At 57.2% G+C, this 16,444-nt stretch carries 15 protein-coding genes and 1 other RNA gene; 4 read left to right on the forward strand and 12 right to left on the reverse strand.

Annotated elements, in window-relative coordinates; genetic code table 11:
• The 5 genes from G505_RS0114600 to G505_RS21675 form a co-directional block, all read right to left on the reverse strand.
• Positions 1–247 (reverse strand): IS3 family transposase (locus G505_RS0114600; RefSeq protein WP_028108789.1); only part of this gene is annotated, 247 nt, incomplete at its 3' end.
• A 35-nt stretch (positions 248–282) separates the two neighbouring features.
• The gene (locus tag G505_RS21670) at positions 283–1,038 is read right to left on the reverse strand and encodes a type I restriction endonuclease (protein ID WP_245568385.1); all 756 of its coding nucleotides are present in this window, start codon (positions 1,036–1,038) and stop codon (positions 283–285) included.
• Between the two features lie 140 nt (positions 1,039–1,178).
• Positions 1,179–2,459: a tyrosine-type recombinase/integrase gene (locus G505_RS0114610; RefSeq protein ID WP_028110231.1), complete on the reverse strand. Its 1,281-nt coding sequence runs from the start codon at positions 2,457–2,459 to the stop codon at positions 1,179–1,181.
• A 74-nt stretch (positions 2,460–2,533) separates the two neighbouring features.
• An RNA gene (gene ffs, locus G505_RS22805) (signal recognition particle sRNA small type) lies at positions 2,534–2,630 on the reverse strand.
• A 132-nt stretch (positions 2,631–2,762) separates the two neighbouring features.
• A complete protein-coding gene (locus tag G505_RS21675; protein ID WP_245568386.1) occupies positions 2,763–4,097 on the reverse strand; it encodes an SLC13 family permease in 1,335 nt (444 codons plus the stop codon).
• Between the two features lie 497 nt (positions 4,098–4,594).
• Between G505_RS21675 and G505_RS0114620 the strand changes: the two genes are divergently transcribed.
• From G505_RS0114620 to G505_RS23090, 3 genes are all read left to right on the forward strand, one after another.
• Positions 4,595–4,879, forward strand: a complete 285-nt coding sequence (locus G505_RS0114620; RefSeq protein WP_028110232.1) for a ComEA family DNA-binding protein — start codon at positions 4,595–4,597, stop codon at positions 4,877–4,879.
• Between the two features lie 191 nt (positions 4,880–5,070).
• Entirely contained in the window at positions 5,071–5,976 is a 906-nt protein-coding gene (gene galU / locus G505_RS0114625; RefSeq protein ID WP_028110233.1) for a UTP--glucose-1-phosphate uridylyltransferase GalU, read from the forward strand.
• Between the two features lie 125 nt (positions 5,977–6,101).
• On the forward strand, positions 6,102–6,791 hold the full coding sequence (locus G505_RS23090; protein ID WP_157509228.1) for a hypothetical protein: 690 nt from the start codon (positions 6,102–6,104) through the stop codon (positions 6,789–6,791).
• Here G505_RS23090 and G505_RS0114635 read toward each other — a convergent pair.
• Together G505_RS0114635 and mak are read right to left on the reverse strand one after the other, a co-directional pair.
• The gene (locus G505_RS0114635) at positions 6,709–7,443 is read right to left on the reverse strand and encodes a YdcF family protein (RefSeq protein WP_035385449.1); all 735 of its coding nucleotides are present in this window, start codon (positions 7,441–7,443) and stop codon (positions 6,709–6,711) included. The two genes, G505_RS23090 and G505_RS0114635, sit on opposite strands and share 83 nt — an antisense overlap.
• Positions 7,443–8,339 (reverse strand): fructokinase, encoded by an 897-nt coding sequence (gene mak / locus G505_RS0114640; protein WP_028110236.1) that lies wholly within the window; start codon positions 8,337–8,339, stop codon positions 7,443–7,445. The genes G505_RS0114635 and mak overlap by 1 nt, the downstream gene beginning before the upstream one ends.
• 845 nt (positions 8,340–9,184) lie before the next feature.
• Between mak and aroG the strand changes: the two genes are divergently transcribed.
• Entirely contained in the window at positions 9,185–10,243 is a 1,059-nt protein-coding gene (gene aroG / locus G505_RS0114650; RefSeq protein WP_028110237.1) for a 3-deoxy-7-phosphoheptulonate synthase AroG, read from the forward strand.
• Positions 10,244–11,047: 804 nt separating this feature from the next.
• Here aroG and G505_RS0114655 read toward each other — a convergent pair.
• The 5 genes from G505_RS0114655 to cysN all read right to left on the reverse strand — a co-directional run bounded on the left by G505_RS0114655 (position 11,048) and on the right by cysN (position 16,437).
• Positions 11,048–11,596, reverse strand: coding sequence for a hypothetical protein (locus G505_RS0114655; protein ID WP_028110238.1), 549 nt, complete (start codon positions 11,594–11,596; stop codon positions 11,048–11,050).
• A gap of 306 nt (positions 11,597–11,902) precedes the next feature.
• Complete coding sequence (gene cysQ, locus G505_RS0114660) at positions 11,903–12,634, reverse strand: 3'(2'),5'-bisphosphate nucleotidase CysQ (RefSeq protein WP_035385454.1); 732 nt, start codon at positions 12,632–12,634, stop codon at positions 11,903–11,905.
• A 47-nt stretch (positions 12,635–12,681) separates the two neighbouring features.
• Entirely contained in the window at positions 12,682–13,281 is a 600-nt protein-coding gene (gene cysC, locus G505_RS0114665) for an adenylyl-sulfate kinase (protein ID WP_028110240.1), read from the reverse strand.
• A gap of 7 nt (positions 13,282–13,288) precedes the next feature.
• Positions 13,289–15,007: an SLC13 family permease gene (locus G505_RS0114670; protein WP_028110241.1), complete on the reverse strand. Its 1,719-nt coding sequence runs from the start codon at positions 15,005–15,007 to the stop codon at positions 13,289–13,291.
• A complete protein-coding gene (gene cysN, locus G505_RS0114675) occupies positions 15,004–16,437 on the reverse strand; it encodes a sulfate adenylyltransferase subunit CysN (RefSeq protein WP_028110242.1) in 1,434 nt (477 codons plus the stop codon). Before cysN ends, G505_RS0114670 begins: the two co-directional genes overlap by 4 nt.
• Positions 16,438–16,444 lie beyond the last annotated feature (7 nt).

Genomic DNA, 16,444 nt, shown 5'->3' on the forward strand with positions numbered 1-16,444 from the left:
TCTCTCGCTCAAGACGGTTAATCCGGGCCTCCAGCTCCTGAATCTTCTGCTGTTCTGGAGTCAGGGCTTTGTTTGTCGGTGTGGTGCCGCCTCTCTCCTCCTCCAGCTGCTTAACCCAGCGCCTGAGGATGGTCTCACCGATATCGAGAGAGCGGCTGGCTTCGGGGACTGAGTATCCCTGGTCGAGTACTAGACTGGCAGCCTCGAGCTTGAACTCGGGCGTGAAGGAACGACGTTTTCTGGTCATGGAACACCTCTTGTTACGGTGGTGACTTTACCACCTTAAGTGGTGTCCGGGATCATTAGACCACTACAATCGCTTCCCATCGCTGACTTGAGCCGCTCATTGATACTGTCATTTAGAAACTGCTTCAGCGCCTTAGTGGTGATCTCAAGAAACTGCGCCTTTACCTTGGCTGTCAGTACTCCTGAGTAAACACGGCTTGCAAAGAAACGAACGAAATCCTCTTCTGGATCCTTGAATTGTTCGGACAGCAGCTTTTTGATCTGATTCAGGTACTTCAGTTCCCCTGCGGCACCCACAACAGATTCCACATCAAAGGAGGACTTTGTCAGTTTCTTAACCTCTGGCACCGCGTGTTCATCAATGTCTTCAAGGTCTAGAGTCAGGAATGGCTTTTCGTCCATTTTGTTCGGGGCATCAAGGTCAGTATAAAACTCATATTGAGCACCATTTGTCAGAATGGCTAATCGTGCCCTCGTTACAGAGAAATACCTGAATAGCTGACTCGCATGCTTTGAAGTTAGCTGTTCACCATATTTCTTACACTCGATCAGGATCTGAACCTCTCCATCCTTCATCAGGGCATAGTCAACCTTCTCCCCCTTCTTCGTTCCTGTATCCGCAGTAAACTCCGGGATAACCTCTGTGGGGTCGAAGACATCATACCCAAGCACCGAGTGAAGGAATGGCATCACCAAGGCGTTCTTGGTGGCTTCCTCAGTTGCCAACGTTTCTTTCACTTGCTCCAGCTTCTTAGCCAGGGCCTGCAAACGATCTATGAAATCCATAGCCATGCTTTACTCCATGTGATGTTCGTCAGTACTTCCGTGTACGTTAATACATGAGAAGTGAGCAAAACTTGCCCACCATCAAAGAATTACAACCTATCTAACATGGCAATCTCACCGATCACTGACAAGTTTTTGTTGGATTTTTACTCAGCCTCGGTCTTGTCTAGGTCATAATCGATAGCTCTTATGAGCGAAACCAGATCCGTTACTCTGTACTCCTTCCCGTACCTATCGAACGTGATAGAGCCATGACTGTGCCCTACCAACCCCGCAACCAGTTCACTGCTAAAGCCGCCCCGCTTTAGCTTCGTCACTACAGTATGCCGCAAGCTGTGAAAAGTCTCCCCTTCTCCCCAGCCCAGCTTTGCCCTGAACTTGGTAAACCATAACGACGGCTTGTGACCGAAGCCTCGCCTGTTACCTGCAGGAATCTCAGGGAACAAACGAGCATGACCCGCGGCCCTACGCGCCTCAGCGAACTTCAGGAATCCCTCTTCAATGAGTTGAGGATGAATCGGAATAACTCGCTCGCTGGAAGGCGTTTTCAATGACTGGTACGGCTGTGTAGCCTGAATATGGATACATGGATAGCCGTCAATCACCTTGAGGTCGTCGAGATAGAGCTGTGCCAGTTCTGCGATACGCGCCCCTGTGTAGGCTCCCAAGAAAGGCAACCAGCGCTTAAAAGGCGTTTTCTGATACTTCTCCTGGTCTCTTGCAGCAATCAGCAGCCTGCGCACCATGGCATCGCTGACAGCCTTTCTCTGGTCCCTTACGCGTCTCTTCTGCTTCAGGGTTATCCCCTGCATTGGATTTTGGGTGCCATAGTACGGGGCCGCCCACTGCAGAAGGTTCTTTACCTTGCCAATCCGCTTGTTGATCGTTGGGATCGCCAGCTTCCCAGCATTCAGAAAGTGTTGCTTGTACTTAAGCGCCACTCTGCCATCGAATCGGCTAAGCCGTATGTCACCCACGATTTTAATCAGTTCCGCATAGGCAAATTCGTTATGCGCTATCTCATGAGGTCGCCATGCCCCCTCTCTGCGCTTCTCTGCTGTGAAGAGCCTAATGACCTCTGACAACTTCGGAGAGTCATCCTGTGGCCTCTGCGCCTTCTGCTGGAGTGGTTCAACCGGTACTTTATGGGAAGGCACTGTGTTGCTCTGAGTGGTGTTTTGAAGCTGCTGTGTCCCTTCTCCTTTTGCATGGCTAGTCAGTTGCTCCAACACCAACCATGACCGCTGCACAGCTTCCCGATAACAGCGGGTGCGCAGCGACTGGCGGATCTCGGACTTTGTGGAGCGCAGTGGAGAGTCTTTGGGAACGACGACGCGGGCATACCAGATGCCATGCCTGGACTGGAAGAGATAGGGCGCCGAATGGGGGTGTTTCTTAGCCTGAACTGATGCCTGTTTTGCACGCAAAATGTACCACCAAGTGTATCACCTGAGGGTCAAATTCAGCTAAGTTATTGATTATAAAGGGGAATTATTGGTGACGCCCCCAGCCACATCCCGGCACATGCGTCACCCGCCTTGGCTGCTCCCTTCCGGGCCTGACCAGGTAAACGAATTAGCATTGCGAGAGGACCGGGGGCATCATAGACATGAGCCCTTAAAGGCAGGCGCATTATTACTGATGCGCCGGAGTGTTGCAAGAAGAAAGGGGCGAACTTGGGCCGTCGCGCGTCTGTTTGCGCAAGCAATGCACAGTCCGCCCCCCAGGGATTACCAGAGAATCAGTGACAGGCCGTAGATAACCGCGATGGCGATGACGTTGATCATCACGCCGGCCCGAATCATCTCGGTCTGGCGAATGTAACCGGCCCCAAACACAATGGCGTTGGGCGGCGTTGCCACCGGCAGCATGAAGGCACAGGAGGCGGAGAACGCAATCACCATAGACAGCATCACCGAGGAGATCCCCAGAGCCTCGGCGATGGAGGCAAACACCGGCACCAGCAGGGCCGCACTGGCGGTATTACTGGCAAACTCGGTCAGCAGCACCACGAACACCGTGGTCGCCAGAATAAACAGGGCCAGGTGGGAGGAGCCAAAGAGATGGGTGACCTGCTCCGCCATAAAGACACTGGTTCCCGTGGTTTTCAGCACACCACTCAGGGTCAGGCCGCCACCAAACAGCAGCAGCACACCCCAGTCGGTGGTATTCTCAATCTGCTTCCACTTTACCAGTCGCAGGATACCCAGGGCACCCACCGCGCTGAGGGCTACGAAGGTATCGAACTTAGCGATGCCGCCTAAGGCCTGGCTCAGGGGTTTGGAGAAGATCCAGGCAGCCACGGTCACTGCAAACACCGCCAGGGTGCACTTGGCATGGCCCGTCAGGCGCCCTTCGCTGGCACGGAAGTTGAAGCTTTGGTTCAGATTAGGCTTAACGAAGAAGTACAAGGCACCAATCGCCAGGGGCCACAGCAGCAGTACCACGGGAATGCCATACTCCAGCCACTCGAAGAAGCTCAGGCCCACTTCGGCGGCAGCAATGGCGTTTGGCGGGCTGCCCACCAGGGTGCCGATACCACCGATGTTGGCGCTGTAGGCGACACCCAGCAGCACAAACACATAGGTCCTGTGGTTCTCCTCTCTGTCCAGTTGAGACAGCATCCCCAGGGCCAGAGGCAGCATCATCGCTGCGGTGGCGGTGTTGCTTATCCACATGGACAGCAACGCCGTCACAGAGAACAGCATCAGGGTAGCCACCGCCAGCTTGCCCTTCGCCATGTTGATCACCTTGCTGGCGATCATCTTGTCGATCCCCTGGGCATTCAGGGCTGCGGCCATAACAAAACCGCCGAAGAACAGGAAAATGATCGGGTTGGAGAAGTTGGCCATCGCCTTAGGCATGGTGAAGATCCCCAAAGCCACCGCCAGCACCGGCACCAGCAGAGCCGTAATGCTGATGTGAATCGCTTCGGTGAGCCACAGGATCGCGATGCAGACCAGCATCGCCAACCCTTTGTTGATCTCAGGGTCAAATGGCAACCAGGCGATCAGCGCTGCAAACAGGGCCACATCGCACAACAGGATAATCATCTTCTTGTCCATCAGCGAGCTCAGGTACCCCTGCTCAGTCGCTCCCTGGGACTGTGTGATTTCGGACATAAATTTCCCTTTAACCAAGTGTGTTTTTTCTTAGGTTACGGGGGAAAAATGAGAGGGCACAAGCTCTCAAATTCAGTAATTTGATACCGAACGCCGCTCAACACGCCACCCAAAACTACCAAACTGAAACCCGCCGGTGGTGCAACTCTCTGCTAAAACAACCGCCCCACCGGGCCGGCTTAGACCAAAGGCGAATGAAGCAAAGTTTCATCCTGAGCGCCGTGGCCGATTTCTGTTTTTTACCCCAAAAACAACATTCGTGACCGCAACCTCACGCCATGAATTGACCCTTGTGATCCCGATCACAACCATTAGTGCCTGTGACGGAAAAGATGACCTGCGACAATCACAAGAAATCACATTGACGCCGCCCACCCTAAACTAACTTCATAGGTGCGCCCCAACCGGGGGCAAGTTGGTGAAACCAAGGAGAGAACACCATGATAAAACACCTGATTCTATGCTCAGCACTGATGTCTGCCCCCCTGTTCGTCCACGCAGGGGAAGCCCCTCAGGCGGCCGCCGAACAGATGCCGGTCAACATCAATACCGCCAACGCCGAACAGATAGCGGCTCAGCTGAAAGGAGTGGGGCTGAGTAAGGCTAAGGCGATCGTCGCCTACCGCGAGCAAAATGGCCCCTTTACCGATCTGGCCCAACTGGCCGAGGTGAAGGGAATCGGCAAGAAAACCCTGGAGCAAAACAGCGGACGGCTTCAGCTCTGACCCAGGCAAGGGCTGACCCGGTCCCTCGGCCAGCCCTCTCCTTCACGGGGCAAACCGCCCTAAAATGAGACGCCATGGCGCTTGACGCAGACCCGCTCTTCTCGACCACCAACCGACATATAACCGGGCACTGACGCCCAACTTGCCCTAATATGCGGCCCAGAGGACCAAAAAATGCAGGGGCCAACCTCATGCACAATCACAGCGTCAAAAAAGCCGTCATCCCCGTTGCCGGACTGGGCACCAGAATGCTGCCAGCCACCAAGGCCATTCCCAAAGAGATGTTACCCGTGGTGGATAAGCCCCTGATCCAATATGTAGTCAATGAGGCGATCGACGCCGGCATCTTAGAGATCGTACTGGTGACTCATGCCAGTAAGAACTCCATCGAGAATCATTTTGATACCAGCTTCGAACTCGAAGCGACGCTGGAGAAGCGGGTGAAACGCCAACTGCTGGATGAAGTCCAGGCGATCTGCCCCAAGGGGGTCACCATCATGCACGTTCGCCAGGGGGAGGCTAAGGGATTGGGGCACGCCATCCTCTGTGCCCGCCCTCTGGTCGGAGACAACCCCTTCGCCATCATCCTGCCCGATGTGTTGATCGACGACAGTGCCGCCGACCCGAAGCGAGACAACCTGGCGCAGATGGTCAGGCAGTTCGAGCAAACCCACTCCAGCCAGATCATGGTGGAGTCGGTGCCGGATTCTGAGGTCTCCAGCTACGGCATTGTGGATCTCGGGGGCACCGAGCTGCTGCACGGCGATACTGCGCCCATTAAGAAGATGGTGGAGAAGCCTGAGCCGGAGGAGTCCCCCTCCAATCTGGCCGTCGCCGGCCGTTACATCCTGTCTGCCAACATATGGCCTCTGCTGGGCAAAACACCACCGGGAGCCGGCGATGAAATTCAGCTGACCGACGCCATCGACATGCTGCTGGACCAGGAACCTGTCTGTGCTTATGCCATGAAGGGGAGGAGCCATGACTGTGGCAGCAAACTGGGCTACCTCAAAGCCAATGTCGAGTACGGCATGCGCCACCCACAGCTTAAAGAGGAGTTCCTAGCTTACCTAAAACACCTTGGCAAGAGTCTCTGAATAGCTGACGAAAAGCAGCGTTCAATGGCGCTGTTTTTTTCTCCATCCCTGACTATTCTTAGTGTGATGTTGAATTCAACTCGTGCTGTATTTTCAGCGGATACGAGTGGAACAAGGGGCTATGAATGGATGTACTCACTTTCTCACCCAGGAGTCGGCATTACGGTCAACCCCTGTTTCTGGGTGCCTTGATCAGTCTGCTGACGTCGCTGGGTTTCGTGATCAATTTTGGCAACCTCTATCCTCTCACCATTGGCTGGGTTCTGGTTTCGGCAGTGGCACTGGCCGTGGCCATGGGACACATCAGACAGGCGCGACACAGCCTGATTGCGGACGACCGCGGTGTTCTTCTTCTCATTGACCAAACCGTCGTCCCCATTCGCTGGGATCAAATTCAACGCATTGACTTTGTGAGTGAACATCAGCTTCTCGGTATTCGACTCAAATCTGATGCCAGAATCTGGCAGCAACTCAGCCCTCGCCAGCTTCGGCGCTGGTGTCGCCTCAGCCAGCATCAGCTGAAACAATTTGGCGTCCCCGCGGTCACCGATGGCCTGCTGGCACAGCCGGACCTGCTGCACCAACAGCAGTATCTGAGCGATCAGCTGGCCCAGAAAAGCGGTTTCCACATCCTGTTGTGTGACAGTGAGTTTGCCACCGCCGTAGATAAAATCAGTTTGGAATTACGACAAGCGCACCAGACCTCCCTGCTACGCCGCGCTCGCCGGGAAGCTACAGTGACGCCCATCGACACCAGAGTAAGCCAAGATACTCATGAAGTGCCCGCTCTGAGGTCTGGAGATTCGAGGCGCTGAACTGCCACCAGGAGGCACCCCGGCCAATAAAATCCGTCGGCGCAGCTTGAGCCTGTACCCCCTGACCGAGAAAAAGCGCCATCACCCTGGGCATATGGGTGGCTGAACTGACCAAGATCACCTCCCTCTCCCCAAATCGCTCCCTGAACAGGCGCGCCTCCATGGCGGTGTCCAGGGCGGTGGGAAAGGTCACGATCTGTTCTGCTGGAACCCCCATGCCCTGAGCCGCGGCTGCAGCCACCTGGGCGTGAGGCAGGGGATCCTCACCACCCCAGCCGCTGAGTACCAGAGTGCTGCCCGGGTACAGCTGCTGCAACCTGACCCCTTCGGTCAGGCGGGCCAGGGCGGTATCCGACAGCTGCTGATGGGCCATGGGACTTATGGAGGAGTCATGACCCGAGCCCAGCACCATGATCACCTCCGCTCCCTGACCGCTCCAAACCGGATACTGCTGCTCCAGGGGTCGAGCCAGCCACTGACTGCCAAAACTGGAGCTGAGAAACAACATCAGTGCCGGTCCCATCAGCACGAAAGCCCTTCCCAGGCGGGAGCGACTTCTGGACAGCCACAGCCCAAACAGAATTAGCAGGACAGCCAGCGGGATGGGAAGCAGCAGTGCCGAGATCCCTTTCTTAATCCAGAAACCGACCATCAGCGTCCCCAGAGCCAGGCGGCACCGCGCACCCCGGATGAATCCCCATGACCATTGGCCACCACTGGCGTGACGCACTCTCGGCCCAGGACATCGGCAGCCAAACGGCGATTCAGCTCTGGATAGAGCTCGTGAACATTGGACATTCCCCCACCCAGCACAATGATCTCCGGATCAAGCAGGTTGACCACATGGGCCAGGGCACGACTCAGCTGATCGCAATAGAGTTCAAACACTGAGCCGGCGGCAGGCTCCCCCTGACGCATGCGGTGAATGATCTGATCTCCGGGAAGGTTGTGAGAAGTCAGTCGGCTGTACTGTCGGCTAAAGCCTGTACCGGACACAAAGGTCTCGATGCAGCCATGGCGCCCGCAAAAGCACTGAGGTCCGGGGTACTCCTGCCGGGTCATCCAGGGCAGCGGATTGTGTCCCCACTCCCCGGACAGGCCATTGGCTCCCTGCAGGGGTCGCTCATTGAGGGCGATACCGGCCCCACAGCCCGTGCCGAGAATCACACCAAACACCATACTCTTACCCTGCCCGGCGCCATCCACCGCCTCAGACACGGCAAAGCAGTTGGCGTCGTTGGCAAGGCGCACTTCGCGGTTCAAGAGTTGGGAGAGGTCCTGATCCAGAGCCTGACCATTGAGACATTGGGTATTGGCGTTCTTCACCCTGCCTGTTTGAGGGGAGAGCACGCCGGGGATGCCAACTCCGACGCTGCCGGTCAGTGTCAGGTTGGCTTCCGCTCGCTGAACCAGGCCGGCAATGCCCTGGAGAATCCCCTGATAATCTCCCTGAGGGGTGGCGATTCTCTCGCGCCACAACTCCTGCCCCTGGTCGCTGAGGGCGATCCCTTCGATTTTGGTTCCGCCCAGATCAATTCCGATTCGCATAACCGTTAATGGCCAGTCTATTGTTCCAATTTAGGTACCGGAATCATAACAGAGTTTGAGCAACGCCCCACCTCAGAACAGCTTAGTCAGCAGTCCGAGAACGGCGGTCGCAAAAAGCAGCACAATCACTATGGGGAAAAACAATCTGTCGGGGGGAGAAAAGCGGTTCCTCCGCCACAAGGCCAGATCAGACCATTTACCTTTATGAACTTTTTCGGAGTGGAGATTGGGCATATCGGCCTCCTTAGAGGTGGGTTGCCGGAGGGGGGGGTACAGATGTCATTCCCTGACTCAAGTATATCAGCCTGCTAGGGGGGCAGGTCCTGGGTGGAGAGAGTTTGGCCGGGCACGACGGTAACCAATCAAGAAGTTCGATTACCGACACCACAGTCCTGCGCTAAATGCGATGGGTGCCGGGTGGGGGTTGTCAGGCCAACCCGATAAGAGTGCCACCTGTTACCTCAGAACCGCGCCACTGAACGGCCGGGCTCCAAGCGATCCAGTGCCACAGCACACCTGCGTGGCGCAAAAGCCTGGATTAATGGTCAACATCTCCTGGTGCCCCCTTGACCCAAATCTCATTGGCTCAGGCAAAAAAAAGCCACCCCAAGTTGGCGTGGCTGTACTAAGAATTCTGTAGCAAAGGAGATGATGATGAAAACAGGCATACCTAAATGCGTTTACTGTTGATTCAGAGTCCCTGGATCGCAAAAAGTTCAGGGATTTTTGAAAAAAGTTGCAGAGTCTCCCTTGCCTCTGAGACCTCCCCTCATTTAGAGTCGGAGTGGGACCCCCAACCGGATTAGGTATCTTTCTAATTAAAAACATATTTCTGGAGTCGCATTATGTACTACCAAACCGATGATGTTCGCATCGACAAGATCAAAGAACTGCTGCCCCCCATTGCGATTCTGGAACGATTTCCCCTGGACGACCGAGCCGCCGAGACGGTCTATCAGGCCCGCCAGTCCATTCACAACATCCTGAATCGTCAGGATGACCGCATGCTGGTAATCATTGGCCCCTGTTCCATTCACGACCCCGAAGCCGCTCTGGAATATGGCCAGAAACTGGCCAAGCTGCGCGAAGAGCTGAAACAGGATCTGGAGATTGTCATGCGGGTCTACTTCGAAAAGCCCCGCACCACCGTCGGCTGGAAGGGGCTCATCAACGATCCCATGATGGACAACAGCTTCCGTCTCAATGACGGCCTGCGAACCGCACGCAAACTGTTATTGGACCTCAACCAGATGGGCCTTCCTACTGCGGGTGAGTTTCTGGATATGATCACCCCTCAGTACGTCGCAGACCTGATGTGTTGGGGAGCCATTGGTGCCCGCACCACCGAATCCCAGGTACACAGGGAGCTGGCGTCCGGCCTCTCCTGTCCGGTCGGCTTCAAAAACGGCACCGACGGCACCATCAAGATCGCCATCGACGCCATCAACTCCGCCAGTGCCCCACACCACTTCCTGTCCGTCACCAAGTATGGCCACTCCGCCATCGTCGCGACCACCGGCAACCAGGACTGCCACATCATCCTGCGTGGTGGCAAACAGCCCAACTACAGTGCCGAAGATGTGGCCACCATCACCGAGCAGCTGCACAAGGCCGCCCTGCCCGCCAATATCATGGTGGACTTCAGCCACGCCAACAGCCGCAAGGAGTTCAAGAGGCAATTGGAGGTCTGTGAGGATGTCTGTGCCCAGGTCGCAGGGGGCGATCACAACCTGTTTGGCGCCATGGTGGAAAGCCACCTGGTGGAGGGCCGCCAGGATCTCAGCCTGACCGAACCCCTGACCTACGGTCAAAGCATCACTGACGCCTGCATCGGTTGGGATGACAGCGCCAAGGCACTGAAAAATTTAGCCAAAGCGGTAAGAAAGCGCCGAAGCTCCAATTGATCTTATTTCCGGGGCCCTCCCGGGCCCCGAAAAAAAACGCCACCTCAATGAGGTGGCGCAAAAGAATGTAGGGAGATGATGAAACCAAATTCGTTACTCCTATATAGAGTACCCGCCTCCGACTTAGTTCCCTCCCTGCCAGATTTTTCTCAACTTTTCCCGGTGTCCGAACCGATCATAAAAAACGCCACCTCACAGAGGCAGCGCAAAATAATTCAGGGAGATGATGAAACTCAACTCGTTACAGAGTTATAGAGTCCCCAGCGACCCGGGAGTTCCCAAGCCCTGCGATTTTTCCCGAATTCTGCTGAGGCAGAACTCCATGAGGGGCGCGTACCCTTTCCAAAAAAAAACGCCATCTCAAGCGGACGGCGTAAAATAATTCAGGGAGATGATGAAACTCAATTCGTTACAGAGTTATAGAGTCCACAGCGGCCAGAGAGTTCCCAAGCCCTGCAATTTTTCCCGGATTCTGCTGCGGCAGAACTCCATGAGGGGCGCGTACCCTTTCCAAAAAAAACGCCATCTCAAGCAGATGGCGTAAAGTAATTCAGGGAGATGAAACAAAATTCGTTACAGGGATATAGAGTCGCCCTCTGCAACTTAGTTCCGTCCTGTCTTGGTTTTTTCTGGTTCAGAAAGACGCAATCTGGACAGGCAATCAAAAAAAACGCCACCTCAAGGAGGCGGCGCAGAAAAATTTAGGGAGATGATGAAACAAAATTCGTTACACAGGTATAGAGTCTGGGCCGGCGACAAAGTTCATCCCGCACCGAAAAAAATCTTCAGCCCGGTGCGCAGGAGCTATTTCGGCGGCTGAATCACCACGAAACCACCCTGCTCCAGAGAGGCAAACCAGACCCCATGATGTACCCAGTAGAGTTGGCCTCTGACTCGAACCTGTCGTTTCGGCTCGGGTAACTGTGACAAAGTCCGGCCCGGCGCGTACCGCTGCTTTGGCTTTTCCTGGGCACTCAGCACCCGGTAGCTGCCTGCCCGAGGGGGGGACTCGAGTCGGTAACTGTCTCCTTGGCGGCGATAGTACTGCCCATCGATCAGCGCGTAGGTGATGCCATCAACAATGATTATCCGGGCAGCCCTGGGCTTCCTGGGGCGATCATCATAGTCGTGTCGCCGGTAATGGCGACCATGGTAGTAAGCGCGAGGATAGAAGGGGGAGTAACGATGGTGGTGACGCCTGTAATCATAATAGTGGCGCGGATAGCCCGAGCCATATCCGACGACGACGGAGATGCCGCTGGCAGTCTCTGCGCCATAGCCCTGGGCTTCAGCCTCGCCAGCCAATGCAAAAACCAGAGTGGGGATGACCCCCAACATCACTGTAGCCCTCATACCCGCCTCCTTCGGTGGCGTTTGATCTAAGTATACAAACGGCAGGAGAGGCTTGAGGTAAAGATAGGTAAACCCCGGAGCCCGGCCCCAGAAGGCACTCAGCGGCACACTATTTCCCTATGGAAAGTGCGTTTAAAACAATCACTTCAGAAAAAAGAGCAAAAAAAAATCAATTTTTTCCCCTTTTTCTTTGAACTTTCTCAAGGGTGGGGGCTCTGAACCTATGTAACAAATTGAACTCAGATTTGTTTCATCATCATCTCCATATTTTCCTGCCACCTCTATTTGGGGTGGTTTTTTTTGCCCTCAGTTGGTCCCTCTGGCCAGGAAGTGGGGATTGAGTAACGAGGGTTTGCCGTTGTAAAGCAGCTCACCGCCCTCCATCAGCGACAGATTTCCACCGGCTCCCAGCAACACCGCATGGGCCGCGGCAATATCCCACTCACTGGTAGGCCCCAGCCTGGGATAAAGATCCGCTTCCCCCTGAGCCAATAGACACAACTTCAGGGAGCTGCCAACCGGCACCCTCTCCACCTCACCCAACGCCTTGAGCCAGGCAGCCAGTTCGGCAGAGGGGTGAGAGCGGCTGCACACCACCCTCGGAACCGCCCTCTGAGGCACCGCAGCAATGGCAGACTTCACCCCGCCCTGAGTCAACCAGGCTCCCAGCCCGGGGCCACCGCTGTAGCTGCGTGACAGCGCCGGAGCCACCACTACCCCCAACAGCGGGCGACCATGCTCAATAAGCGCGATGTTGACGGTAAACTCGCCGTTCTCGGCAATGAACTCCTTGGTGCCGTCGATGGGGTCCAGCAGCCAGTAGCGACGCCAGTGACGCCTCTCCTCCCAGTCTGGTACCCCTGACTCCTCCGAAAGGATGGGCAGTTCCGGCGTCAGAGCACCGAGCCCTTTCACCAATACCCTGTGGCTGGCCAGGTCCGCTTCGGTGAGAGGGGTGCTGTCGCCCTTATACCGGGTCTGCGGATTGCCGTAGTGCACCATGGCCGCCTCGCCGGCCTCCAGGGCAATGGCTTCCATCCCCTCGAGAAGAGCAAGGCGCTGAGTTGAAGTGAAGGTGTCCAGGTTCAAGGGGTAAGCACTCCGTGGCGTTGCAGGTAATCCACTATCTTGTCCACTGCCTGGCCGGTGTCAAGCCGGTCGGTCTGGATGTGGATTTCCGGATCATGGGGGGGCTGATAGTCTGAATCGATGCCGGTGAAGTGGCGGATCTCTCCCGCCCTGGCTCGTCGATACAAGCCTTTGGGATCCCGCTGTTCACACACTTCCAGGGGCGCATCCACAAACACCTCAATGAACTGGCCAGGAGCCATGGCATCACGGACGCGCTGCCTGTCCTCGCGGAAAGGGGAGATAAAAGCGCTCAGACACAGAGTACCGGACGCCACAAACAGCTTACCCACCTCGCCGATGCGGCGAATGTTCTCCACCCGATCCTGATCACTGAAGCCCAGGTCACCATTCAGGCCGAGGCGGACATTGTCGCCATCGAGCAGATAGCTGTGCACCTTGTGGGTCATCAGCCGCTGCTCCAGCGCATTGGCCAGGGTCGATTTACCGGAGCCGCTGAGCCCGGTAAACCACAACAGGGCACTGCCATGCCCCTTGAGCCGGCGACGCTGCTCTGGGCTTACGGTGTGACTGTGCCAGGTTAGATTCTCTGTCATTGTTACCTCAAAACGGAAAGAAACGGGGGATCAGGTAAAGCACCACCAGGCTGTAGAGCAGCGACAGAGGCAACCCAAGCTTCAGGTAATCCTTAAACCGGTACTGCCCCAGACTCATCACCATCAGGTTGGTCTGATAACTGAAAGGACTGATGAAGCTGGCGCTGGCACCATAGGCCACCGCCATCACAAAGGGCATGGCACTGGTACCAAAGGCATCCGCCAGCCCCAGGGCCAGGGGAAGACTCAGGGCCGCCGCGGCATTGTTGGTCATCACCTCGGTCAGCAGCAGTGCCACCAGATAAACGCCGACGAAGGCCACCACCACCCCCTGACCATTGAACAGCAGATGCAGCTGCTCCGACGCCATCAATGCCAACCCAGACTGAGCCACACTGTCCGCCATCGCCAGGGCTCCGGTGATGATCAGCCAGATCTCAAAGGGGAAGCGGGTCCTCACCTCCTGGGCCGACAGGATGCCTGCGGAGAGCATCACCAGCAGCAGCAGGGCCAGGGCCGCCACCAGCTCCACCAGCCCCAGGGCACTCAGGGTCAGGGCGGTAACGAAACCACCAATGGCCAGCCACTCCTGAGAGAGGGTCAACGGCGTCTGCAGCTGGGTATCCCCAACGACAAAGAAGTGGCGGGGTGAGGGCACAAAATCCGCCCCGGGGGACAGCACCAGCACATCCCCCGCTTCGATGGGGATCTGTCCCAGCTTGCCCGAAAGACGAGCCCCCCGGCGTCGCATCGCCACCACGGCGGCATCGAAGCGCCCCCGGAATTCCGCCGACTTGAGTGTCTGGCCAATGATGCTGGAGGTGGGACTGACAATCACCTCGGTCAGTTGCCTGTCCAGGGGTGCCTGCCCCTCGGCAAACAGGGTCAACCCCCGAAACTGGGAAAGCAGAGTCACCCGGCTCACATCCCCACAGAACACCAGCTTGTCCCCCTCCTCCAGCCGGGTGTCCGGCGACACCGGCGAGATCACCTGATGCCGTCGCACCACCTCAGCCAGATAGAGCCGCTCCAGTGCCCGCAAACCGTTCTCCTGGACGGTTCGTCCCGCCAGGGGACTGCCCGGTTGCAGCTTGGCCTCGATAAAGTAGGGATCCTCCTCCTCGGCATGGTCGACGTTATGGGGCAGCAGCGGCGACAACAGCAGTATCAGCCCCAAACCGGCAACGGCCGCCCCCAGGCCCACAGGCAGAAAGTCGAACATCGCCAACCCGGGCTGGCCCGCCTCCAACAGGAAGCTGTTGACAATCAGGTTAGTGGACGTGCCCACCAGGGTCAGGGTCCCCCCGAGAATGGCGGCATAGGAGAGGGGCAGCAGCAGCCGAGAAGGCAGGTGGTCGGCGTTGGCCTTCACCCGCCCCATCAAAGCCGCCACCACCGCCGTGTTGTTCAGAAACGCCGAGGCCGCCATGGTGCCACCGCCCATCCTCAACAGGGTGCTGCGATAGGAGCGACGAAACAGCCGGCCGCTGAGCCAACTCAGTAGCCGGGTCTTCTCGACACCTGCCGAGGCCAGGATCAGCAGCAGCAGGCTGATCACCCCCGGGTTGGCCGCCAGGTTCAGCAGCCTATCCATCTGCAGTTGCCCCAGCATCACCAGGGCGATGGCACCGCCGGAGAACAGCAGCACCGGTCTCAGGCGGGTGAACACCAGCCCGAGAAACAGCGAGGCCGCCAGGGCCAGGAGTTGGCCGTGAACCGCGGTCATCCGTTGGACCCGCCTCCGGTCAGCTTGCTGAGGTCCCTGGCATCCCAGTGAGGGAAATGCTTGCGAATCAGCGCATTGAGCTCGAGTTCAAACGGAGAATAATCGTGTTGTGGCACAGCGCCTGTCCCGGAGGCTTCCTGCACCATGCCTGCCGCGACGGTGCCATTGGTCACCGGGTCGATCAGGATAAAGGCGCCGGTGTTCCGCAGCTGTGCGTAGCTGTCCACAGGCAGGGGTCGGTCCGTCTGCAGAACCACCTGGCCGATGTCATTGAGCCCCAGGGTATCGCTCTCCATCGCTTCCCAACTGCGAATGTCTATGCGGTGTTCCACCTTGCTGACCCTGGCTCGGGCCGAACTGGTGGCCAGCTTGATGCGGTACTCTCTGCCCGGCTCCAGAGGGGTGTCGGCCATCCACACCAGTTTGGACCGCAAGCCCTGGCTCAGGGTGACAGACTCGTCGTCGGCAACCAGCCAGTCGCCCCGGCTGACGTCAATCTCCCGGTCCAGGGTCACGGTGACCGCCTGACCGGCCACCGCACTGGCCAGATCCTTGCCGAATTGGTGAATGCCCGCCACCTTGGCGCGGGTACCTGAGGGCAGCACTTTTACGCCCTGCCCCAGGCTCAGGGTCCCCGATGCCAGGGTGCCGGCAAAGCCGCGAAAATCCAGATTGGGCCTGACCACCAGCTGCACCGGCAGGCGCAACGCCTGGTCGGCGGCGCGGTCGGCGCCGGGTGCCTGCTCCAACAGCTCCAGCAGACTGGGGCCCTGATACCAGGGCATCGTCGGGGAAAGCTGGGCGACGTTGTCCCCCTCCAGGGCGGAGATGGGCAGGTAGTGAATCGCCTCCAGATTCAGTTCCTCAGCCATCTGGGCATACTGGGCCTGAATGGTCTCAAACACCCCCTGGTCATACTCCTTGAGGTCCATCTTGTTGATGGCCACCACCACCTGCCGGATCCCCAACAGGGAGACCAAGAAACTGTGGCGCCGGGTCTGTTCCAGCACCCCGTAGCGGGCATCCACCAGGATGATAGCCAGATCTGCCGTCGAGGCACCGGTGGCCATGTTGCGGGTGTATTGCTCATGACCCGGGGTGTCGGCAATGATGAATTTGCGCTTGTCAGTGGAGAAGTAGCGGTAGGCCACATCGATGGTGATCCCCTGTTCCCGTTCCGCCTGCAGGCCATCCACCAGCAGGGCCAGGTCGGGGCGCTCTCCCGTGGTGCCCTGGGTGCGGCTCTGCTCGTTGACCGCTTCCAGCTGATCGTCATACAGCGCCTTGGTGTCGTGCAGCAGACGGCCGATGAGGGTGCTCTTGCCGTCGTCGACGCTGCCGCAGGTAATGAAGCGCAGCAGCGCCTTACTTTCATGCTGCTTGAGGTACTGCGCCACTCGGAGCGCCACCGGGGTTGGATTGTTGGTCATGGTGCTC

Source organism: Ferrimonas futtsuensis DSM 18154 (genome assembly GCF_000422645.1).
In the GTDB taxonomy this organism is placed as follows: Bacteria; Pseudomonadota; Gammaproteobacteria; order Enterobacterales; family Shewanellaceae; genus Ferrimonas; species Ferrimonas futtsuensis.

Excerpts from the sequence above, each read along its gene's own strand:
- galU (WP_028110233.1), top strand. The coding sequence starts at position 5,071 with ATGCACAATCACAGCGTCAAAAAAGCCGTCATCCCCGTTGCCGGACTG.
- G505_RS21675 (WP_245568386.1), bottom strand. The coding sequence starts at position 4,097 with ATGGACAAGAAGATGATTATCCTGTTGTGCGATGTGGCCCTGTTTGCA.
- cysQ (WP_035385454.1), bottom strand. The coding sequence starts at position 12,634 with ATGGAAGCCATTGCCCTGGAGGCCGGCGAGGCGGCCATGGTGCACTAC.
- G505_RS0114620 (WP_028110232.1), top strand. The coding sequence starts at position 4,595 with ATGATAAAACACCTGATTCTATGCTCAGCACTGATGTCTGCCCCCCTG.
- cysN (WP_028110242.1), bottom strand. The coding sequence starts at position 16,437 with ATGACCAACAATCCAACCCCGGTGGCGCTCCGAGTGGCGCAGTACCTC.
- G505_RS0114635 (WP_035385449.1), bottom strand. The coding sequence starts at position 7,443 with ATGGTCGGTTTCTGGATTAAGAAAGGGATCTCGGCACTGCTGCTTCCC.
- G505_RS21670 (WP_245568385.1), bottom strand. The coding sequence starts at position 1,038 with ATGGCTATGGATTTCATAGATCGTTTGCAGGCCCTGGCTAAGAAGCTG.
- G505_RS0114655 (WP_028110238.1), bottom strand. The coding sequence starts at position 11,596 with ATGAGGGCTACAGTGATGTTGGGGGTCATCCCCACTCTGGTTTTTGCA.
- G505_RS0114670 (WP_028110241.1), bottom strand. The coding sequence starts at position 15,007 with ATGACCGCGGTTCACGGCCAACTCCTGGCCCTGGCGGCCTCGCTGTTT.
- G505_RS23090 (WP_157509228.1), top strand. The coding sequence starts at position 6,102 with ATGGATGTACTCACTTTCTCACCCAGGAGTCGGCATTACGGTCAACCC.
- aroG (WP_028110237.1), top strand. The coding sequence starts at position 9,185 with ATGTACTACCAAACCGATGATGTTCGCATCGACAAGATCAAAGAACTG.
- cysC (WP_028110240.1), bottom strand. The coding sequence starts at position 13,281 with ATGACAGAGAATCTAACCTGGCACAGTCACACCGTAAGCCCAGAGCAG.
- mak (WP_028110236.1), bottom strand. The coding sequence starts at position 8,339 with ATGCGAATCGGAATTGATCTGGGCGGAACCAAAATCGAAGGGATCGCC.